This is a genomic window from Blautia sp. St.27G3, assembly GCF_059728505.1.
The window spans coordinates 1,367,326-1,384,742 of sequence record NZ_BAAGFO010000001.1 but is presented as its reverse complement, the minus strand read 5'-3'; the positions used below and the strand labels follow the sequence as shown (position 1 = coordinate 1,384,742).

Genomic DNA, 17,417 nt, shown 5'->3' with positions numbered 1-17,417 from the left:
TCCGTGAATCAGGAATGAAAAGTTACTTCAGGGGAGAAAAGCAATGCGAAAAAAGAAGTTACTCACGGCTGCACTTTGTACTGTATTACTTTTGGCATCATGTGCAGTCAGCGGAGATGACAATACGATATGGCAGATAGAAATCGCAGGGGGAATTGTGTTTGCCTCAGAAGATGGAGCGCCGTCTTTGCCGGTGACGGAAACACCGGAGACCAAGGCGCCGGAAACACAGCCTCCGCAGACGCAGGCACCGGAAACGGAGCCGCCACTGCCTCCGGAGACAGAGACGCAAAGTCCGGAGACACAGCCTCCGCAAACAGAGACGCAGGATACGGGAACTCAGAATACGGAGACGCAGGATACAGAAACTCAGAATACAGAAACGCAGGGGTCTACAGAGCCTGTAACGGGACCTTCGGAGCCGGACACTGAGCCGGTGACGACACCGGAAACAGAGCTTCCTTCTGAGACACAGCCGCCGACAGAAACAAATTCGACAGAGACTATGCCGACGGAATCTGAGTCTGAATCTGAGTCAGAGACGGAAAAGCCGAAAAAGTCAAAGACCAAAAAAAAGAAATCAAAATATAAATCAAACAAAGAACTGATTGCGAACCAGAAAATTGTTATTCCGCCGGATATTGAGCTGGAATTCCGTTTTGCAAAGGTGGACAAAAGGTTCGCGATTGTGAAAAATGATACGGGCGCAAAGGTTTATGAGGAGAAGTCTGGCGAATCCACAGTAGTAGGAGAACTGGACTATTATGGACTTTGTTATATCCTGGAAGACCAGGGAGATGGATGGTATTACATAGAATCAGGAAATGTCCGTGGATTTTTGAAGGCAGAAGAGGTAGTTATAGACGACGTTGCGGAGCGCATTGCCGGGATAAAAGGGGTAGATTTTCTTCCTGCGGCACGTCTTCTTGTGGCCCGGACTGAAAATTCTGCTTTTGAGTATACACATACGACGGTGCAGGATGTAGTTGTAGATAAGGTGTATGCACTTGCTTCTGGTGAAGTAAAGATGTATGAGCAAAGAAAGTCTTCTTCTACCGTTACAGGCATTCTTTCTGATCAGGCTTTGTGTTATATATTGGCGGATTCTGACAAGGACTGGGTGTTTGTGGAATCCGGAGATGCGAGAGGCTTCGTGGAGAAGCATTCCCTGATTACAGGAAATAAGGCGCGTGCCAAGGTTTCTGAAAGAGGGGAAAAAAATATGACGCTTGCTCAGATGCTGGTGGAGCCGAAGGATAATAAGGCTTGTTACTATACCCTGACTTCTGTAAAAGAGGCGTCGCAGGCTGCAAAGACCCGGGAAGCAATGGTGAAATTTGCCTTGCAGTTTGTAGGAAACCGATATGTATGGGGTGGAACAAGCCTGACAGACGGGGCAGATTGCTCCGGCTTTGTACAGAGCATTTATGCAAACTTTGACTATTCCATTCCGCGTGTTGCAGAGGATCAGGCCGGATACGGGCTGCAGATTCCGATTGACTCGGCGGAGCCGGGCGATTTGATTTTCTATGCAAGAAACGGATACGTTTATCATGTCAGTATGTACATAGGAGACGGGCAGGTGGTTCAGGCAGCAAACAGCCGGGCCGGGATTATCACATCCGGAATTGCAGACGATGCAGTTTGGGCAACAAGAGTAATTACGGATTAGATTGAAAGAATACAGCAAGAGTATTCACAGGATAATGATACATAAACTGAAAATTTACAGATCAAAATCAAAAGGCATCCTCCGGAATTGTGAGGATGCCTTTTCTCAGGTTTATTTTGTGTTTTGAATCTTTGGTTTATAAGGCACTGTTTATAGAGATCCGTCTGTTTCAGACGTTTCTCCCGCCTCCTCCTGAGGCTGCGGGAGCACAAGACGGACAGATTCGATCCGGTTTTTATCCATCTGTATGACAGTCAGACGAATCCCTTCTTCCGTTATTACAGATTCATGTTCGGTCGGGAGGTGGTCAAGCTTTTCAATGATCAGTCCGCCGATGGAATCGTATTCATCAGAAGAGAGAGCCAGCTGTAACGTATCGTTCACATCGTCCAGTTTTACAGAACCTTCAATGATATATTCACAGTCAGATACTTTCTGAATCAGATCTTTTTCATCCTCATCGTACTCGTCGCGAATTTCTCCGACAATCTCCTCCAGAAGGTCTTCGAGAGAAATCATACCGACCGCAGCGCCATATTCATCAAGAACGACCGCAATGCTGACAGAGGATTTTTGCATTTCCATTAAAAGTTCGGATGTTTTTTTGTACTCATACGTAAAATACGGTTCGTACATGATATCAGACACCTTGAAATCTTCGGTATCGTTACAGAAGAAGAAATCCTTAATGTTGAGAATTCCGATGATATTATCGCGATCACCCTGATATACCGGAAGGCGTGTATATTTTTCCATGCGGAATACTTCGCGTATTTCACTGAAGGAAGAGGTATCGCTGACTGACACAACGTCCGCACGGGGAACCATGACGTCTTTAGCCTGGGAATCACCGAAATCTACTACGTTGTAAATCATCTCGCGTTCTTCTTTTTCAATAACGCCGTCCTTATGGCTGACTTCCACGATAGTACGGAGTTCCATTTCTGTCATGGTGTTCAAAGAACGATCCGTATCAACATGCAAAAGCTTCAGCAAATAGCGGCAAATCGTGTTGATGATGACAATAACGGGCGTCAGAATCTTCATCAGAAGAAGTATTACGGAGGCATATGCCAGAGAAAGTCTTTCCGCATTTGCCGTCGCAAATGTTTTGGGTGTAATCTCGCCAAAAATGAGAATCGCGATTGTCAGAATACCGGTAACAATTCCGACTGCGCCATTTCCAAACATTTTGATGGCCAGAGCAGTTGCCAGGGCAGCTGAAAAATTGTTCACGAGGTTGTTGCCGATCAGGATGGAACTGAGCATTTTAGAGGAATTCTCAACCACCTTTAGAACAACGGCAGCACGCTTATCCCCTTCGGCACAAAGCGCTTGAAGCCGGATACGGTTTACCGTGGTAAGAGCCGTTTCGGCAGAGGAAAAGAATGCAGAAAGCATTACGAGGAACAATAGAGCCAACAGTTGTATGGCATCTTCTGAAGTCAAAAAATCATCTCCTTTTTTAAATTCGAACATAAAATGTTTATCTTGAATCATACAATAGTTTCAGATAAAAAGCAACAGCAAAAAGGGGGAATTTGTGTGGAAGTACTTCGTGGAAGAGGGAAGGCTTTGCAGCTTTTGAAGGGCCTTGTGCTGTCCGGTGTTGTGACTGCGGTGGTATTGTTTTTGCTGGCCTTTATAATGCTGAAGTTTCAGCCACTTGCAGAAAAAATGGAGATTTGTATTTTGTTTACGTATGTGTTTGCATGTCTATTGGGCGGTATGTATTGCGGGCATAAGGCGGGAAGCAAAAAATTTCTCTGGGGGCTGCTGCTTGGCTGCGTGTATTTTGCTCTGCTTCTTCTGATATCGGGGATGGGAGATCATTCTTTGCAGTGTGGTCTCTTGCAGGGAATAACGGCCTTTGTCTTGTGCGCGTGCGGCGGAATGCTGGGTGGAATGCTTGCAAAATAGTGCATTTTTCGCCAAACGTGACAGGAGACCTGTTATAATGTGCATTTCTAAAATGGTTCTAGGCAAGGAATAATGATGTTCTGAGAGAATCTGGCTGTGAGGATGGATAGCAATGCCGCAGCCAGATTAATTTCTGTTTTTCTTTTCAATATATGTGCCCTTGTCAAGCGAGGGTACTGTATGATACAATGAAACAAATATGCTGTTACAAAGCTGCTTATACGGCGATCTGATCAGATATAGGTTCGCATCAGTCATTTCAGACAAATATATCCCGCTTAGTAAAAGAAGAATAAAAGTTGCAAAAGAAAATAAAACAGAAATAAATTATGAGGTGAATATGAAAGAAAAATATGAATCGCTGTCTTTGGCTGTGCTGAAAGAATTAGCAAAGGCCAGAGGGATGAGAGGCATCTCGACAATGAAAAAAGGTGAATTGATTGATACAATGCTCCTGCAAGATGAAAAAGAAAAGGCAGAAAAACAGCAGGGGGAGGAACCAACACATTCCGAAGCGACGGAACAGCTGGAAGCGACTCATGTAGAAAAAGTGATGCCCCAGCCGGGGACCGCGAATCCGGCAGAAGGAAAGCGCCAGGGCATGTCGGAACGACGTTATCCCGGGACATCGCGGGAGGGAGAACGCAGTCGGCGTGAACCGCGCAACGAAGAAAGCAGCCCAGAGTATCGCAACCAGGAGCGGTTTGAGCAGGAGGGACCGGCTTCGGAACGGACGGACAGGCCTCCGACAGAGCTTTCTCAGCTTGACAGCGGGATTATGGCCTGTGGGATTCTGGAGGTCATGCCGGATGGCTTTGGTTTTATACGGAGCGATAATTATCTTCCGGGGGATAATGATGTGTATGTGTCTCCGTCACAGATTCGCCGTTTTAATCTGAAGACAGGGGATATTATTTCCGGTAATATGAGAATCCGGGCGCAGCAGGAAAAATTTGGAGCATTGCTTTATTTGAAGACAATAAATGGAAAGCCGCCCTTTGAGGCAATGAAGCGGTGTAACTTTGAGGACATGACACCGGTCTTCCCAAATGAGCGGATGCGCATGGAGCGCGGTTCACGTGCGACTGCGATGCGGATTGTTGATTTGTTTTCACCAATCGGAAAGGGACAAAGAGGCATGATTGTGTCGCCTCCGAAAGCAGGAAAGACTACGCTGTTGAAAGATGTGGCACGGTCTATTCTACAAAATGATCCGCATATGCGCCTGCTGATTCTTTTGATTGACGAACGCCCGGAGGAAGTGACGGACATCAAGGAAGCCATTTGCGGTGAGAATGTAGAGGTTATTTATTCTACATTTGACGAACTGCCGGAGCACCATAAAAGGGTTTCGGAGATGGTAATTGAGCGTGCAAAACGTCTTGTGGAACAAAAAGAAAATGTGACGATTTTGCTCGACAGTATCACGCGCCTTGCCCGTGCGTATAACCTCACCGTACCGCCCAGCGGCCGTACGCTTTCGGGTGGTCTGGACCCGGCAGCGCTGCATATGCCGAAACGGTTTTTCGGTGCGGCGAGAAAGATGCGGGAGGGCGGCAGCCTGACGATTCTAGCCACAGCGCTTGTAGATACGGGAAGCAAGATGGACGACGTGGTATACGAGGAATTTAAGGGAACCGGAAATATGGAGCTGGTACTTGACCGCAAGCTTTCCGAGAAGCGTGTTTTTCCGGCAATTGATATTCCGAAATCCGGTACCCGCCGTGAAGATCTTCTGCTTGACCGTGAAGAGCAGGAGGCAGTTTATATCATGCGCCGCGCGTTAAACGGAATGAAGTCAGATGAGGCAGTGGAAAATATTTTGAATATGTTTGTTCATACAAAAGACAACCGGGAGCTTGTTCAGAAGGTACGCAGACAGAAGTTTGTTTAAGCAATGTGTAAAGGCCTTCTATGACATTGTGAAGAGACAATGTCATAGAAGGCCTTTTATGTGCATCAGATGCCCCGCTTTTTGTTAAACCCGAAACGCAACAAGAGCAATGTTCTCTCCGAGTTCCTTTGAGAGCGTATGCTCGAGCTCTGTAATCTGTTTACGGCAGCTTTCGGTAATTTCTGCGAAATCTTCTTTTGCCAGTTCCCTTGCCATGCGTTCAGCGGAAGCCTTGCAGGAAGCGGGAAGTTCTGTCACAGTAGAATGAATTTTAGTTGACATTTGCAGAATCTCCTTTCAGGGTGTATTACAGATAGTATTCCCGGAAACAGATAAAATAAATATATAAAAATGGCAGATATTTTTTGAGGCGCCGCGTTTCGTGGGGAGGATAAAGGACGCGTAAAAACCTCTATAAAATAGTTGCATTGTGCCGAAATTTGTGCTATCATTTTTACGTTGTGATATAATTTGATTTGCAACGTAACTGCAGGGACTTGCAGGGGTAGTCTGGGATAGCTTGTTGTGGTAACATTTGAGCAGCATTGGCCAGAAATGAGACGGCGTGGAAGCCGGATTCAGCAGTTCACAAAATACGAAGAAGAGGTGAAAATCATGAAGGAAGGAATCCATCCGAATTATTATCAGGCAACGGTTACATGCAACTGTGGAAATACTTATGTTACAGGTTCTACAAAGAAGGATATCCATGTAGAAATCTGTTCAAAGTGCCATTCATTCTACACAGGTCAGCAGAAGGCTGCAGCAGCCCGCGGACGTATTGAGAGATTCAACAGAAAATACGGTATTGAGTCTAAATAGTGTGAGAAGAGATAAGGTTGAGATTGAAAAATCTCAACCTGTTTTTAAATAATGGAGGAAATTTATATGAAACCATCCGGTATAGGGGGACAGGCGGTCATTGAGGGCGTTATGATGCGCAATGGCGGAAAGTATGCGGTGGCAGTGCGGACGCCGGACAACGAGATCGTCGTGGATGTACAGAATTGCAGCAGCAGCCGTTTCCAGGATAATAAAATCGTTAAGCTGCCGATTATTCGAGGCGTTGTCAATTTCTTTGATTCTATGATCCTGGGGATGAAAGCTCTGATGTACTCTGCATCGCTGTTTGCGGAAGAGTCTGAGGAGGAGCGTACCCAAAGAGAAAGTAAGGCGAGGAAAAAGGCAGAGGCAAAAGCAGAGAAGCTGAAAAGACAGGGAAAGGAAGCCGAGGCTGAGCAGGTTCTTGCAAAATGCGAGGAAAAGCTGAAAAAAGAAGCCGGGGAGGTAAGTGGCGGCGAGAAAAAGGAAGAGAATGATACGATAATGACTATAACCGTTATTTTCTCTCTTGCATTTTCAATTGTGCTCTTTATGATGGTGCCGTATTTTCTTTCCAGACTGCTCCGGCAGGCAATCACGTCTGAGATGGCGATTCTTGTGATTGAGGGCATTGTCAAGCTGATGATCTTTATGGGATACCTGGCATTGATTTCCAGAATGAAGGATATTCAGAGGACTTTTATGTATCACGGTGCGGAACATAAATGTATCAACTGTATCGAACATGGCCTGGAGTTGAATGTGGAAAACGTCCGGAAAAGCTCCCGGGAGCATAAGCGTTGCGGCACGAGCTTTCTGTTTATAGTCATGTTTGTCAGCATAGTGTTTATTATGGTAGTTAGTATTCCGCTGTTCGCGCTGATTCATGTGAATACGGCGTTCTGGCGTATTGTGCTGCGTCTGGCTTTGCTTCCGGTGATCGCAGGAGTATCTTATGAATTTATTCGTCTGGCAGGTATGTCAGAGAGCAAACTGGTGAATTTTCTCAGCAAGCCGGGTATGGCTATGCAGCGTCTGACGACAAAAGAGCCGGATGACGCGATGATTGAAGTGGCGATTGCGTCAGTAGAAGCAGTATTTGACTGGAAGAAGTTTGAAAATGAACAGTTTGGGGCACAGTATAAGTTAGATGAGGCGTCCGATGATCCGTCATAAAACACTGCGGGAAGCATACCGGGACGGTGCGCAGTACTTGACCGCGTGTGGCATTGAGGATGCTTCGGTGGATGCCTGGCTGCTCCTCACTTATGTGACAGGGATTACGAGAACGTATTTTCTGGCGGAGGGAGGAGCGCCCATGATGCCGGAGCAGCACGCGCGCTATGAGGAGCTTATTTTGTCCAGGGGCAGTCATATTCCGCTCCAGCATCTGACCGGGCAGCAGGAATTTATGGGGCTGTTGTTTCAGGTCAATGAATATGTTTTGATACCGCGTCAGGATACGGAAATCTTGGTCGAAGAGACACTTGCGCGGCTGCGGCCGGGTATGCGGGTGCTGGATTTGTGTACTGGTTCCGGCTGTATTGCCATTAGTCTGGCAAAATTTGGCGCAGAACTGCTGATAGATGCCGCGGATATTTCAGAACAGGCGCTTGCTGTTGCAGCAGAGAATGCGGCCTGTCTGGGGGCTGCTGTAAGGCTATTGCACAGTGATCTGTTTTCTGATATTCCGGGACAGTACGACGTGATTGTATCAAATCCGCCGTATATACGCAGTCATGTGATTGATACGCTGGCTGAGGAAGTGCGGCTACATGAGCCGCATCAGGCGCTGGATGGCCGGGAGGACGGGCTGCATTTTTATCGGAGCATTATTCAGGAGAGCCGGGAACACCTATGTCCAGGTGGATGGCTTTTATTCGAGATCGGATACGATCAGGGAGAATCGGTAAAAGCGCTGATGTCCGAGGGAGGATTTTCGGAAATACGCGTGAAGCAGGATCTGGCGGGACTTGATCGGGTAGTACTGGGAAAATGTACCTTGTGATTAGTAGCAGTGCGTATTGATATGGAAAAGGGAAATTCAGGAGGAAATCATGTTTGATAAATTGGAAGATCTGGTGATGCGTTTCGAAGAGATTCTGAACATGCTGAACGATCCGGCTGTGATTGCCGACCAGCAGCGGTTTCAGAAACTGATGAAGGAGCAGGGCAACCTGCAGCCTCTCGTGGACGCATATAAAGAATATAAAAATTGTAAAGAGACCGTGGACGACAGCCTTGCCATGCTTGACGAGGAGTCGGATGATGAAATGCGGGAAATGCTGAAGGAGGAACTTTCAGAGGCGAAGAAACGGATTGAGGAGCTCGAACGTGAGCTGAAGATTCTTTTGCTTCCAAAAGACCCGAATGATGATAAAAATGTTATCGTGGAAATCCGCGCAGGTGCGGGCGGTGATGAGGCGGCTCTGTTTGCCGCGGAGATCTACCGTATGTACGTACATTATGCGGAGAGCCGCCGCTGGCGTGTAGAGACCATGGATTTTGAGGAAATCGGAATCGGCGGTATGAAATACGTGAATTTCATGATTACAGGCCAGGGAGCCTATTCGATGCTGAAATATGAGTCCGGCGTACACCGCGTACAGCGTGTTCCGGAGACAGAGTCGGGCGGCCGGATTCATACCTCTACGATTACGGTTGCAGTAATGCCGGAGGCTGAGGAGGTCGACGTTGTGATCGACGACAAAGATATCCGAATCGATGTCATGCGTGCATCCGGCAACGGCGGCCAGTGTGTCAATACGACCGATTCCGCGGTGCGTCTGACGCACTATCCGACTGGTATTGTGGTATACAGCCAGACAGAAAAGTCACAGCTTCAGAACAAAGCGAAGGCATTTGCGCTTCTGCGTGCCAAGCTGTACGACATCGAGCAGCAGAAAGCGCATGACGCGGAGGCAGAGATGCGGCGCAGTCAGATCGGTACCGGCGACCGTTCTGAGAAGATCCGTACCTACAATTTCCCGCAGGGCCGTGTGACGGATCATCGGATTAATCTGACCTTGTATAAATTGGATAAGATTATGGACGGAGATATTCAGGAGATTATCGACAGCTGTGTCGCAGCGGACCAGGCGGCTAAGCTGGCGAAGATGAACGAGTAGAACGATAAACATACAGGCCGCGAAGGTCAGAAGACAGAATTTGAATGAGAATCCCCATCGGAGTTCGCCTTTTTGGACGATCCGGTGGGGATTTTTGTTCGGTCATTGAAATTACTTTTAGATTACTTCAAGATAATCTTTCTCCGAAAGCTTCGGGAATTTCTGGTGTGGAATGCTCCGGAAAACGGATGGCCGGCATGGTTTAACATTGCTTACAAGAACGGCGGAAAGATTCTTGATGAAGAAGGAAAGAGAATGGTTGTTGATCCGAACACGGCAGAAGCGCTGCAGTTCTACTTTGATCTTGCAAACGTGGAGCATTGTGCGACAAATCCAGACGATATGACAAGTATGGGCGGCGGAGAGATCGATGCATTTAAGTCAGGTCTGGCTTCCATGGTAATCGGCGGCAGATTTATGACGTATTTCCTGAAAGACTTTGACGGAAATTATGGATTTACAACATTCCCGATTGAAAAGAGTGAGGTGGCGCCGCTCAACTTTGTAGCGCTTGGTATGGCAAAAGACAGCAAGAACAAAGAGGCTGCATGGGAATTTATCAAATTCTACTGCGGAAAAACGGGACAGGAAATTAACTCTGCGACAGGTATGGGAATGCCGGTTATGAAGAGTGTGACAGAATCCGGGGTGTGGATGCTGGAAGGCGAGACACAGGAGCAGCTTGACGTGATTCTGAAACAGTTTAATAACACGAAGGATCATCCGTTCCATCCGGAGTGGATGAAGCTGATGGATGATATTTTTGCGAGAAATATGACAGAGGCAGCCAGAGGAAAAACGACAGCGCTTGAAGCTTTGGAAAATGCTGCTGAGGAAGCAAACGCTTATCTGGAAGAGGTTGGAAGATAGTGCTTGCATCCCCCTGTTAAAAAAGGAGTGGAAATTACCATGAAAACAAGGCAAAAAGTAAATCCAATCAAAAAAGGGGAAAATTTCTGGGGCTATGTATTCATAGCCCCCAATCTCATAGCGACAGCCATATTCGTCCTGATTCCGATACTTTTTTCGTTGTATATGTCGTTTATGAAGTGGGATATGATTAATCCTCCGGAATTCGTGGGGCTTGCGAATTTTACAGAAAAAATGATGCGCGACGAGCAGTTTTTTATCGCCCTGAAAAATACTGCGGTTTATTCTTTTATAAGCATTCCGCTTGGCGTTGTGGCTGCGATTCTCGTAGCGTACGTATTGTCAGGGGATCTGAGGGGAACGACTGTTTTTCGAAGCATTATTTTTATTCCTGTTACCTTGTCAATGATATCGGTATCCATGATCTGGAAATGGCTGCTGAACGGTGACTACGGCGTTGTAAATTACTTCCTGAGCTTTTTCGGGATTGACGGGATCAGCTGGCTCGGAGACGAACGGTACGCGATGATGTCTGTGATCCTGATCGGTATCTGGAAAAGCCTCGGATTCAATGTTGTCATTTTAATCGCGGCATTCAAGGACGTGCCAAAATCACTGTATGAGGCGGCGGCTCTGGATGGAGCGAACGGGTTTCAGAAATTTAAAAATGTTGCGCTGCCGCTCAGCGCGCCGTCTATCTTTTTTGTCACCGTAATGTCAATTATCAACTCGTTCCAGGTATTTGACGTGGTATATATGACAACGCAGGGAGGCCCCGGGGACGCGACGAGAGTTGTGTACTACTGGATCTATCAGAATGCATTTAAATTCTTCGATATGGGCTATGCGTCGGCGTTGTCCTGGATCGTATTTATCATTATTTTTGTATTCACAATGCTGCAGATGAAATTTGGCGGCAGGAATCAGAGCTATGATTAAACCCGGGGAGGTGAAGGTGATGAAGAAAAAATTAAATGCGGTTAAGATTGCGGAATTTGTGGGCATGTGTATTTTGGCATTTATTTTTATTATGCCGTTTTTCTGGACCGTGATTACGTCTCTGAAAGCCCCGAATGAAATTCTGACATGGCCGCCGACTTTTTTTCCGGAAAAGCCGATTTTCAAGAATTATACAGATGTAATTAAAAAAATTGATATTTTCCGGATGTTTGGAAATTCCATCTATATTGCGCTCGTGACGACGGTAGGGCAGGTTTTCTTTTGCTCGCTGGCCGGATATGCGTTCGCGAAACTGGATTTCAGAGGCAGGGAACTGCTGTTTAAAATTTATCTGTCTACGATGATGGTTCCGGGTATGATTTTGCTGATCCCGCGCTATGTCATTATGCGGGAACTGGGTTGGGTGGATAAACATGCATCTGTGATTCTTCCGTTTATATTTGGAAACGCGTTTGGGGTGTTTTTAATGCGGCAGTTCTATATGACGCTGCCGGGACAGTTAAAGGAAGCAGCAATCATAGACGGTGCAAGCCAGCCGCAGATTTTTATCCGTGTATATATGCCGCTGACCAAGGCAATTGTGTCCACTCTGTTTGTATTCAGCTTTATGGGCTCCTGGAATGACTTCCTGTGGCCGCTCATTACACTTCAGTCAGCGAAACTCAAAACGCTGCCGATTGGTCTGGCCTCTTTCCAGAGCCTGTACGGTGTGCAGTATAATTTGCTGATGGCAGGAGCAGTGCTTTCTGTGTTGCCCGTAATGCTGGCATTTTTGCTGGCCCAAAAGCAATTTATTGAAGGAATTGCACTGTCCGGTGTCAAGGGATAAATACAAATAGAAGGAAATCAGAAGAACTGGGTCTGCTGCATTAATTGTGCAAAAAGGAGAAAAACGCATTTACTTTCAGGAAAGATATGGTACAATAAAACATACAGGGTTATCTGAACGAAGTGCCCTGGCGGAACTATTTTTTTAAGGGAGGAATGGAGTTTATGAAAAGCACAAAAAAATTTGCAGCATGCCTTTTTCTTGTTTTTTGCCTGGCAGCCACGGTTTCGATTGATATTCCGCAGCTGAATCTGGTGTCAACGGTGCAGGCTGCATCAAAGGTCAAGATCAGTAAGACAAAGACAAGTCTGGAAAAGGGCAGCACACTTCAGCTGAAGATATCCGGGACAAAGAAAAAAGTGCAGTGGAGTACTTCAAGCAGTAAGATTGCGACCGTAAATTCAAAAGGTAAGGTGACGGCAAAAAAGGCCGGAACAGCTACGATTACCGCAAAAGTAGACGGAAAGAAATATAGATGTAAGATTACAGTCACGACACCGGCAATCTCAAAAAAGACGCTGAAACTTACGGTGAAAGACACTTATACGCTGAAAATGACGGGGACAAAGAAAAGTGTAAAGTGGTCATCAAGCAAAAGCAGTGTTGCTTCCGTAAATGCTAAGGGAAAAGTAACTGCGAAAAAAGCGGGAACAGCTACGATCACGGCAAAGGTGGGCGGAAAGAAATATACCTGTAAAGTTACGGTAGTGAAGAAGCCGGCGTTTGCAAGCGGGTATCAGAAGCTGAACCAGTATATCACAAAGTATGGCAGTCTGAATGCAAATGGAAATAAATTTATCAGCGCTTCTGATTATGTAGAAGGTATGGATATTACATGGGGAATCGAATATGATTCGAAAAAGAAGCAGTATCATTTTATTATGAGTACAGAATATTATTACGGTGACTTTGCGATCTCCATGTATGTAAATGCCGCAGATTTACAGTATGTAAGACCGAATTGCCTTGTCGTAATCGGTGATGGGCTGGGAGCATTCATGTCAGAAGCTCAAATTGTACCGGCGAAATATAATGGAAAATCTAATGTAGCGTTTACGATTAAAGATACGAGTGGAGGTATTTCTTCCGCACAAGTGAATCAGCTGTCCAATGCGTCTTTACAGATGGCATTTGTCGGCTGGGAGGGGTATCTACTGCGGACGAAGGTCGGCATTAGTATGAAAGATCTTGGGTTTACAGCATTTTCGATCTGATGATAAAATATAAAGGGCTGTCGCGCATTTCAGAACTTTTGAAAACAGAAATGGCGCGACCGCTTTTTTATGTCCTGGAATTTCGTGTTTAAAAAACTGGACTTATTAAAAAAATAAAAACTGGTTATTTAAAAAGAGCCAATCCTTCGATATGATTGTAGAAATAAAAAATGCAGGAATTTCCACGGAAACTATATTTGGAAGGAAGATGAGGAAAAACCGGCAGCGAAGGAGCGACGAATAATGATGAAAGAACATGCAGCAAAATATGTCACAATTAACGCGCTTTCCATTGCGCTTGTGTGCATCAGTACAATGGTGATTCAGATTCCGATCCCTCTTGGGTACATGCATCTTGGTAATACGTGTATTCTTTTGACTGCGGCAATGTTTGGTCCGGGAACAGGTCTTCTGGCGGGCGGCATTGGTTCAGCGATGGCAGATTTACTGACTGGCTATACCCAGTGGGTACTGCCTACTCTGTTGATTAAAAGTGTGATGGGCCTGGTGATTGGCCTTCTTGCATGGGGAAGTGAAAAGAAGCTGCATATGGCTTCGCCGCGAACGCTTCTTGCAGGCGTGGCGGGTGTTGCTGTGATGGTATTTGGATACACGGCAGCGGGAGCTGTTTTGAATGGAAGCTTTTATACGGGGCTTTTGCAGGTTCCGGGGTTGACGCTGGAAGGCGTAATCGGACTGGCGGCCTTTTATGCACTTGGTTTTGTGCTGGAAAAGGCACATGTAATCAGACTTTTGGGGAGGATAGGATGAAACAGGATCATAATCACCAGAAAAAGATAGCTGTGATCAATGATTTTTCCGGCTTTGGGCGCTGCTCGATTGCAGTTGCCCTGCCGGTTATTTCTTCAATGAAAATTCAGTGCTGTCCGGTGCCGACTTCGATTTTTTCAAACCACACCGGTTTTCCGAGCTTCTATTTTGAAGATTATACAGACCGAATGCAGGCTTATATTGATGAATGGAAAAAGCTGGAGCTTCAGTTTTCGGGTATTAGCACCGGATTTCTTGGTTCCAGGGAACAGATTCAGATTGTAATTCGTTTTCTTGAGGAATTTGGCACAAAGGACAATGTGATTGTTGTAGATCCGGTGATGGGGGATTATGGAAAGACGTATGCGACGTATACGCCGGAAATGTGCGAGGAGATGAAGCGGCTTGTTTCTTATGCAGATATTCTCACGCCAAATCTGACGGAGGCATGTATTTTGACCGACACGTCGTACCATGAGGAACGATGGAGGATGAAGGAAATCGCTTCTCTGGCAGAAAAGCTGAGCAGTATGGGGCCGGAGAAGGTTGTAATTACGGGAATTGTGCAGGGGGATTTTATTGCAAATTTCTGTTATGAAAGAGGCAGAGAAGGAAAAATCCGAAGAACGCATAAGGTGGGAACACAGCGGTCCGGAACAGGCGATATTTTTGCGGCGATTGTTGCGGCAGACGCGGTAAATGGCGTGGAGTTTCAGGAGTCCGTAAAAAAAGCGTCACGTTTTATCAAACGTTGTATTGAGAAATCAATAGAACTGGGGATTCCGGTGACGGACGGAGTATGCTTTGAAGAGGTGCTCCATACGCTGCGATAGGGAGCTGTCTATGAAAGACCGTTCGCATTCTGAGATAATTAAATTGGATGAGAAAAAGGAGAATGGATGTTATGAAAGAGAAAGCGATGACGATTTTATATGAGGTACATGGGAATCTGTATGTAAATCTGACAAACAAGTGTCCGTGTGCCTGTACGTTCTGTTTGCGGCAGACAAGAGAGTCCATGGAAGAGTCGGGGGTGCTCTGGCTGGAGCATACGCCTTCGGTAGAGGAAGTAAAGGCGGAATTTGACAAATTTGATATGGGAAAATATGGGGAAGTGGTATTTTGCGGATTCGGAGAGCCGACAGAGGCGCTGGAGGTATTGCTGGGAACGGCACAGTTTGTGAAAGAACGATATGGAAAGAAGATACGAATCAATACGAATGGTCTGGGGAATCTGGTGAATGGGAAAAATATTGCGCCGTTGTTTGAGGGATTGATTGATACTGTGTCGATCAGTTTGAACACACCGGATGCTGGAAAATATTATGAACTGGTGCGTCCGAAATTTGGAGAACAGTCATTTGAAGCGATGCTTTCTTTTGCAAAAGAATGTAAAAAATATGTGTCCGAGGTTGTGATGACTACTGTTGATACGACGCTGACGAAGCAGGAAGAGGAAGAGTGCCGGAAAATCTGTGAAGAGGTAGGCGCGCGCTATCGCATTCGTCCGTGGGAGGACTAAAGAATTCTTATGTGATAAAATCTGGTTTCTGAAATTGACAGAACTTTGACGATCAGTTATACTGAATAACAGTATAGTTAATTGTGAATTTGTTGTAAAGTCAGAACCCGGGGAAAAGGCACAAAATAGAGGGTGACTTTTCTCCGGGTTTATTTGGCTTTTGGTACCGGTTTGCTTCGGTGTTTTACAATTATCTGGAAGGTCAGTAAATTGCAAGGAGAGAAAAAATGAAGGAAAGAGAAAAATTTGGCAGCCGCCTTGGTTTTATTTTAGTTTCGGCCGGCTGCGCGGTAGGAATTGGAAATGTATGGAAGTTTCCGTACATGACAGGAAAGTACGGAGGAGCGGCGTTCATTCTGATCTATCTGGCTTTTCTTGTACTGATGGGATGGCCGATTATGGTCTGTGAGTTTTCGGTCGGAAGAGGCAGCCAGAAGAGCTGTGCTACTTCTTTTCGCGTACTTGAGCCGAAGGGGACAAAGTGGCATCATTACGGCTGGTTCGGCATGGCAGGAAATTATCTGCTGATGATGTTTTATACCATGGTGGCAGGATGGATGATGTATTATTGTTTCCGCTGCGTCAGGGGAGATTTTTCCGGTTCTATTTTGGATGCGCAGGCATCGGGAGCAAAATTCAATGAGATGCTTTCGTCTCCGGGAACGCTGACGCTGTGGATGGTGCTTGCCGTGGTGATTTCGTTCGGTATCTGTGCGCTTGGTGTGCAAAAGGGTGTGGAGCGGATTACGAAGGTGATGATGATTGCACTTCTGGGGCTCATTATCGTGCTGGCTGTACATTCTGTGCGCCTGCCGGGAGCAATGGAAGGCGTGAAGTTCTATCTTGTTCCGGATTTCCAGAAAATGAAAGAGATAGGAATCGGTGATATTGTGTTTGGAGCGATGTCCCAGGCATTCTTTACCTTAAGCCTTGGAATCGGAGCAATGGCGATTTTCGGCAGTTATCTGGACAAAAACCGTTCTCTGACAGGAGAGGCGATGAGCATCGGGATTCTTGATACATTTGTAGCCTTGATGGCAGGGCTGATTATTATTCCGGCTTGTTTCTCGTTTGGCGTGGAGCCGGATGCAGGGCCGTCCCTCATTTTTATTACACTGCCGCAGATTTTTAATCAGATGGCAGGCGGAAGGATCTGGGGAAGTCTGTTCTTCCTGTTCCTGTCGTTTGCAGCTCTGTCAACGGTCATTGCCGTATTTGAGAATATCATTTCGTTTGCAATGGATTTGTTTGGCGTTTCGAGGAAAAAGGCAGTTGCGATCAATATTGTGTTGATTATTCTTCTGTCAATGCCGGCAGTGCTCGGCTTTAATGTCCTTTCTGGAATTCAGCCGCTTGGCACCGGGACAGGAATCATGGATCTCGAGGATTTCCTCGTTTCCAGCAACCTGCTTCCGCTTGGTTCCCTTGTGTATCTGATGTTCTGTACACAGAAAAACGGTTGGGGCTGGAAGCATTTCATCAAAGAAGCGAATGCAGGAACCGGTATGAAGTTCCCGGCGTTTGTCCGCGGCTATATTACATATGGGATTCCGGTGCTTGTGGTCATTGTATATCTGAAAGGTTACTGGGATATGTTTGCGCCGCGCGCGAAAGCAGAAAATAATCCGATGCTGCTTGTGGGGTGGATGCTTGTGGCCGTGGCCTTCCTTGCTTTGGTCGGATGGTTTGCATTCGGCGGGAAAAGGGATAAAAGAGAGGAACGGTAATAGATTTCAGAAGAAGGTTTTGGCTATTTAGCGTTTATTATAAAACAGTCTGTGTGGAGCAGGCTGTTTTTATTATACGAAAATAGGA

At 46.1% G+C, this 17,417-nt stretch carries 17 protein-coding genes; 15 read left to right on the top strand and 2 right to left on the bottom strand.

Features of this window, described 5'->3' with window-relative positions; translation table 11 throughout:
- Nucleotides 1-43 precede the first annotated feature (43 nt).
- Nucleotides 44-1,672, top strand: coding sequence for a C40 family peptidase (locus AC6I2O_RS06425; protein WP_497742153.1), 1,629 nt, complete (start codon nucleotides 44-46; stop codon nucleotides 1,670-1,672).
- Between the two features lie 150 nt (nucleotides 1,673-1,822).
- On the opposite strand, the gene AC6I2O_RS06420 is transcribed toward AC6I2O_RS06425, so the two are convergent.
- Nucleotides 1,823-3,121 (bottom strand): HlyC/CorC family transporter, encoded by a 1,299-nt coding sequence (locus AC6I2O_RS06420; RefSeq protein WP_497742152.1) that lies wholly within the window; start codon nucleotides 3,119-3,121, stop codon nucleotides 1,823-1,825.
- Between the two features lie 96 nt (nucleotides 3,122-3,217).
- Between AC6I2O_RS06420 and AC6I2O_RS06415 the strand changes: the two genes are divergently transcribed.
- Both AC6I2O_RS06415 and rho read left to right on the top strand, forming a co-directional pair.
- Nucleotides 3,218-3,592 (top strand): TIGR04086 family membrane protein, encoded by a 375-nt coding sequence (locus AC6I2O_RS06415; protein WP_497742151.1) that lies wholly within the window; start codon nucleotides 3,218-3,220, stop codon nucleotides 3,590-3,592.
- Between the two features lie 340 nt (nucleotides 3,593-3,932).
- Complete coding sequence (gene rho, locus AC6I2O_RS06410; RefSeq protein WP_497742150.1) at nucleotides 3,933-5,486, top strand: transcription termination factor Rho; 1,554 nt, start codon at nucleotides 3,933-3,935, stop codon at nucleotides 5,484-5,486.
- An 84-nt stretch (nucleotides 5,487-5,570) separates the two neighbouring features.
- Here rho and AC6I2O_RS06405 read toward each other — a convergent pair whose 3' ends face one another.
- On the bottom strand, nucleotides 5,571-5,768 hold the full coding sequence (locus AC6I2O_RS06405; protein ID WP_120391086.1) for a hypothetical protein: 198 nt from the start codon (nucleotides 5,766-5,768) through the stop codon (nucleotides 5,571-5,573).
- Nucleotides 5,769-6,101: 333 nt separating this feature from the next.
- On the opposite strand from AC6I2O_RS06405, the gene rpmE reads away from it, so the two are divergent.
- The 12 genes from rpmE (at nucleotide 6,102) to AC6I2O_RS06345 (ending at nucleotide 17,329) form a co-directional block, all read left to right on the top strand.
- A complete protein-coding gene (rpmE, locus tag AC6I2O_RS06400) occupies nucleotides 6,102-6,308 on the top strand; it encodes a 50S ribosomal protein L31 (RefSeq protein WP_120391345.1) in 207 nt (68 codons plus the stop codon).
- A gap of 66 nt (nucleotides 6,309-6,374) precedes the next feature.
- Complete coding sequence (locus AC6I2O_RS06395) at nucleotides 6,375-7,484, top strand: DUF1385 domain-containing protein (RefSeq protein WP_120391085.1); 1,110 nt, start codon at nucleotides 6,375-6,377, stop codon at nucleotides 7,482-7,484.
- Nucleotides 7,471-8,316, top strand: coding sequence for a peptide chain release factor N(5)-glutamine methyltransferase (gene prmC / locus AC6I2O_RS06390; RefSeq protein WP_497742149.1), 846 nt, complete (start codon nucleotides 7,471-7,473; stop codon nucleotides 8,314-8,316). Before AC6I2O_RS06395 ends, prmC begins: the two co-directional genes overlap by 14 nt.
- Before the next feature lie 49 nt (nucleotides 8,317-8,365).
- Nucleotides 8,366-9,436, top strand: a complete 1,071-nt coding sequence (gene prfA / locus AC6I2O_RS06385; protein ID WP_497742148.1) for a peptide chain release factor 1 — start codon at nucleotides 8,366-8,368, stop codon at nucleotides 9,434-9,436.
- 72 nt (nucleotides 9,437-9,508) lie between these two features.
- Nucleotides 9,509-10,306, top strand: coding sequence for an extracellular solute-binding protein (locus AC6I2O_RS06380; protein WP_497742147.1), 798 nt, complete (start codon nucleotides 9,509-9,511; stop codon nucleotides 10,304-10,306).
- Nucleotides 10,307-10,345: 39 nt separating this feature from the next.
- Nucleotides 10,346-11,245, top strand: coding sequence for a carbohydrate ABC transporter permease (locus AC6I2O_RS06375; protein ID WP_120391077.1), 900 nt, complete (start codon nucleotides 10,346-10,348; stop codon nucleotides 11,243-11,245).
- Nucleotides 11,246-11,264: 19 nt separating this feature from the next.
- Complete coding sequence (locus AC6I2O_RS06370; protein WP_497742146.1) at nucleotides 11,265-12,095, top strand: carbohydrate ABC transporter permease; 831 nt, start codon at nucleotides 11,265-11,267, stop codon at nucleotides 12,093-12,095.
- A 164-nt stretch (nucleotides 12,096-12,259) separates the two neighbouring features.
- Nucleotides 12,260-13,309, top strand: coding sequence for an Ig-like domain-containing protein (locus AC6I2O_RS06365; RefSeq protein WP_497742145.1), 1,050 nt, complete (start codon nucleotides 12,260-12,262; stop codon nucleotides 13,307-13,309).
- A 243-nt stretch (nucleotides 13,310-13,552) separates the two neighbouring features.
- Nucleotides 13,553-14,080, top strand: a complete 528-nt coding sequence (locus AC6I2O_RS06360; RefSeq protein ID WP_497742144.1) for an ECF transporter S component — start codon at nucleotides 13,553-13,555, stop codon at nucleotides 14,078-14,080.
- Nucleotides 14,077-14,913, top strand: a complete 837-nt coding sequence (locus AC6I2O_RS06355) for a pyridoxamine kinase (RefSeq protein WP_497742143.1) — start codon at nucleotides 14,077-14,079, stop codon at nucleotides 14,911-14,913. Before AC6I2O_RS06360 ends, AC6I2O_RS06355 begins: the two co-directional genes overlap by 4 nt.
- Nucleotides 14,914-14,984: 71 nt before the next feature.
- Nucleotides 14,985-15,602, top strand: coding sequence for a TIGR04100 family radical SAM protein (locus tag AC6I2O_RS06350; RefSeq protein ID WP_497742142.1), 618 nt, complete (start codon nucleotides 14,985-14,987; stop codon nucleotides 15,600-15,602).
- Nucleotides 15,603-15,829: 227 nt separating this feature from the next.
- Nucleotides 15,830-17,329, top strand: coding sequence for a sodium-dependent transporter (locus AC6I2O_RS06345; RefSeq protein ID WP_120391072.1), 1,500 nt, complete (start codon nucleotides 15,830-15,832; stop codon nucleotides 17,327-17,329).
- Nucleotides 17,330-17,417 lie beyond the last annotated feature (88 nt).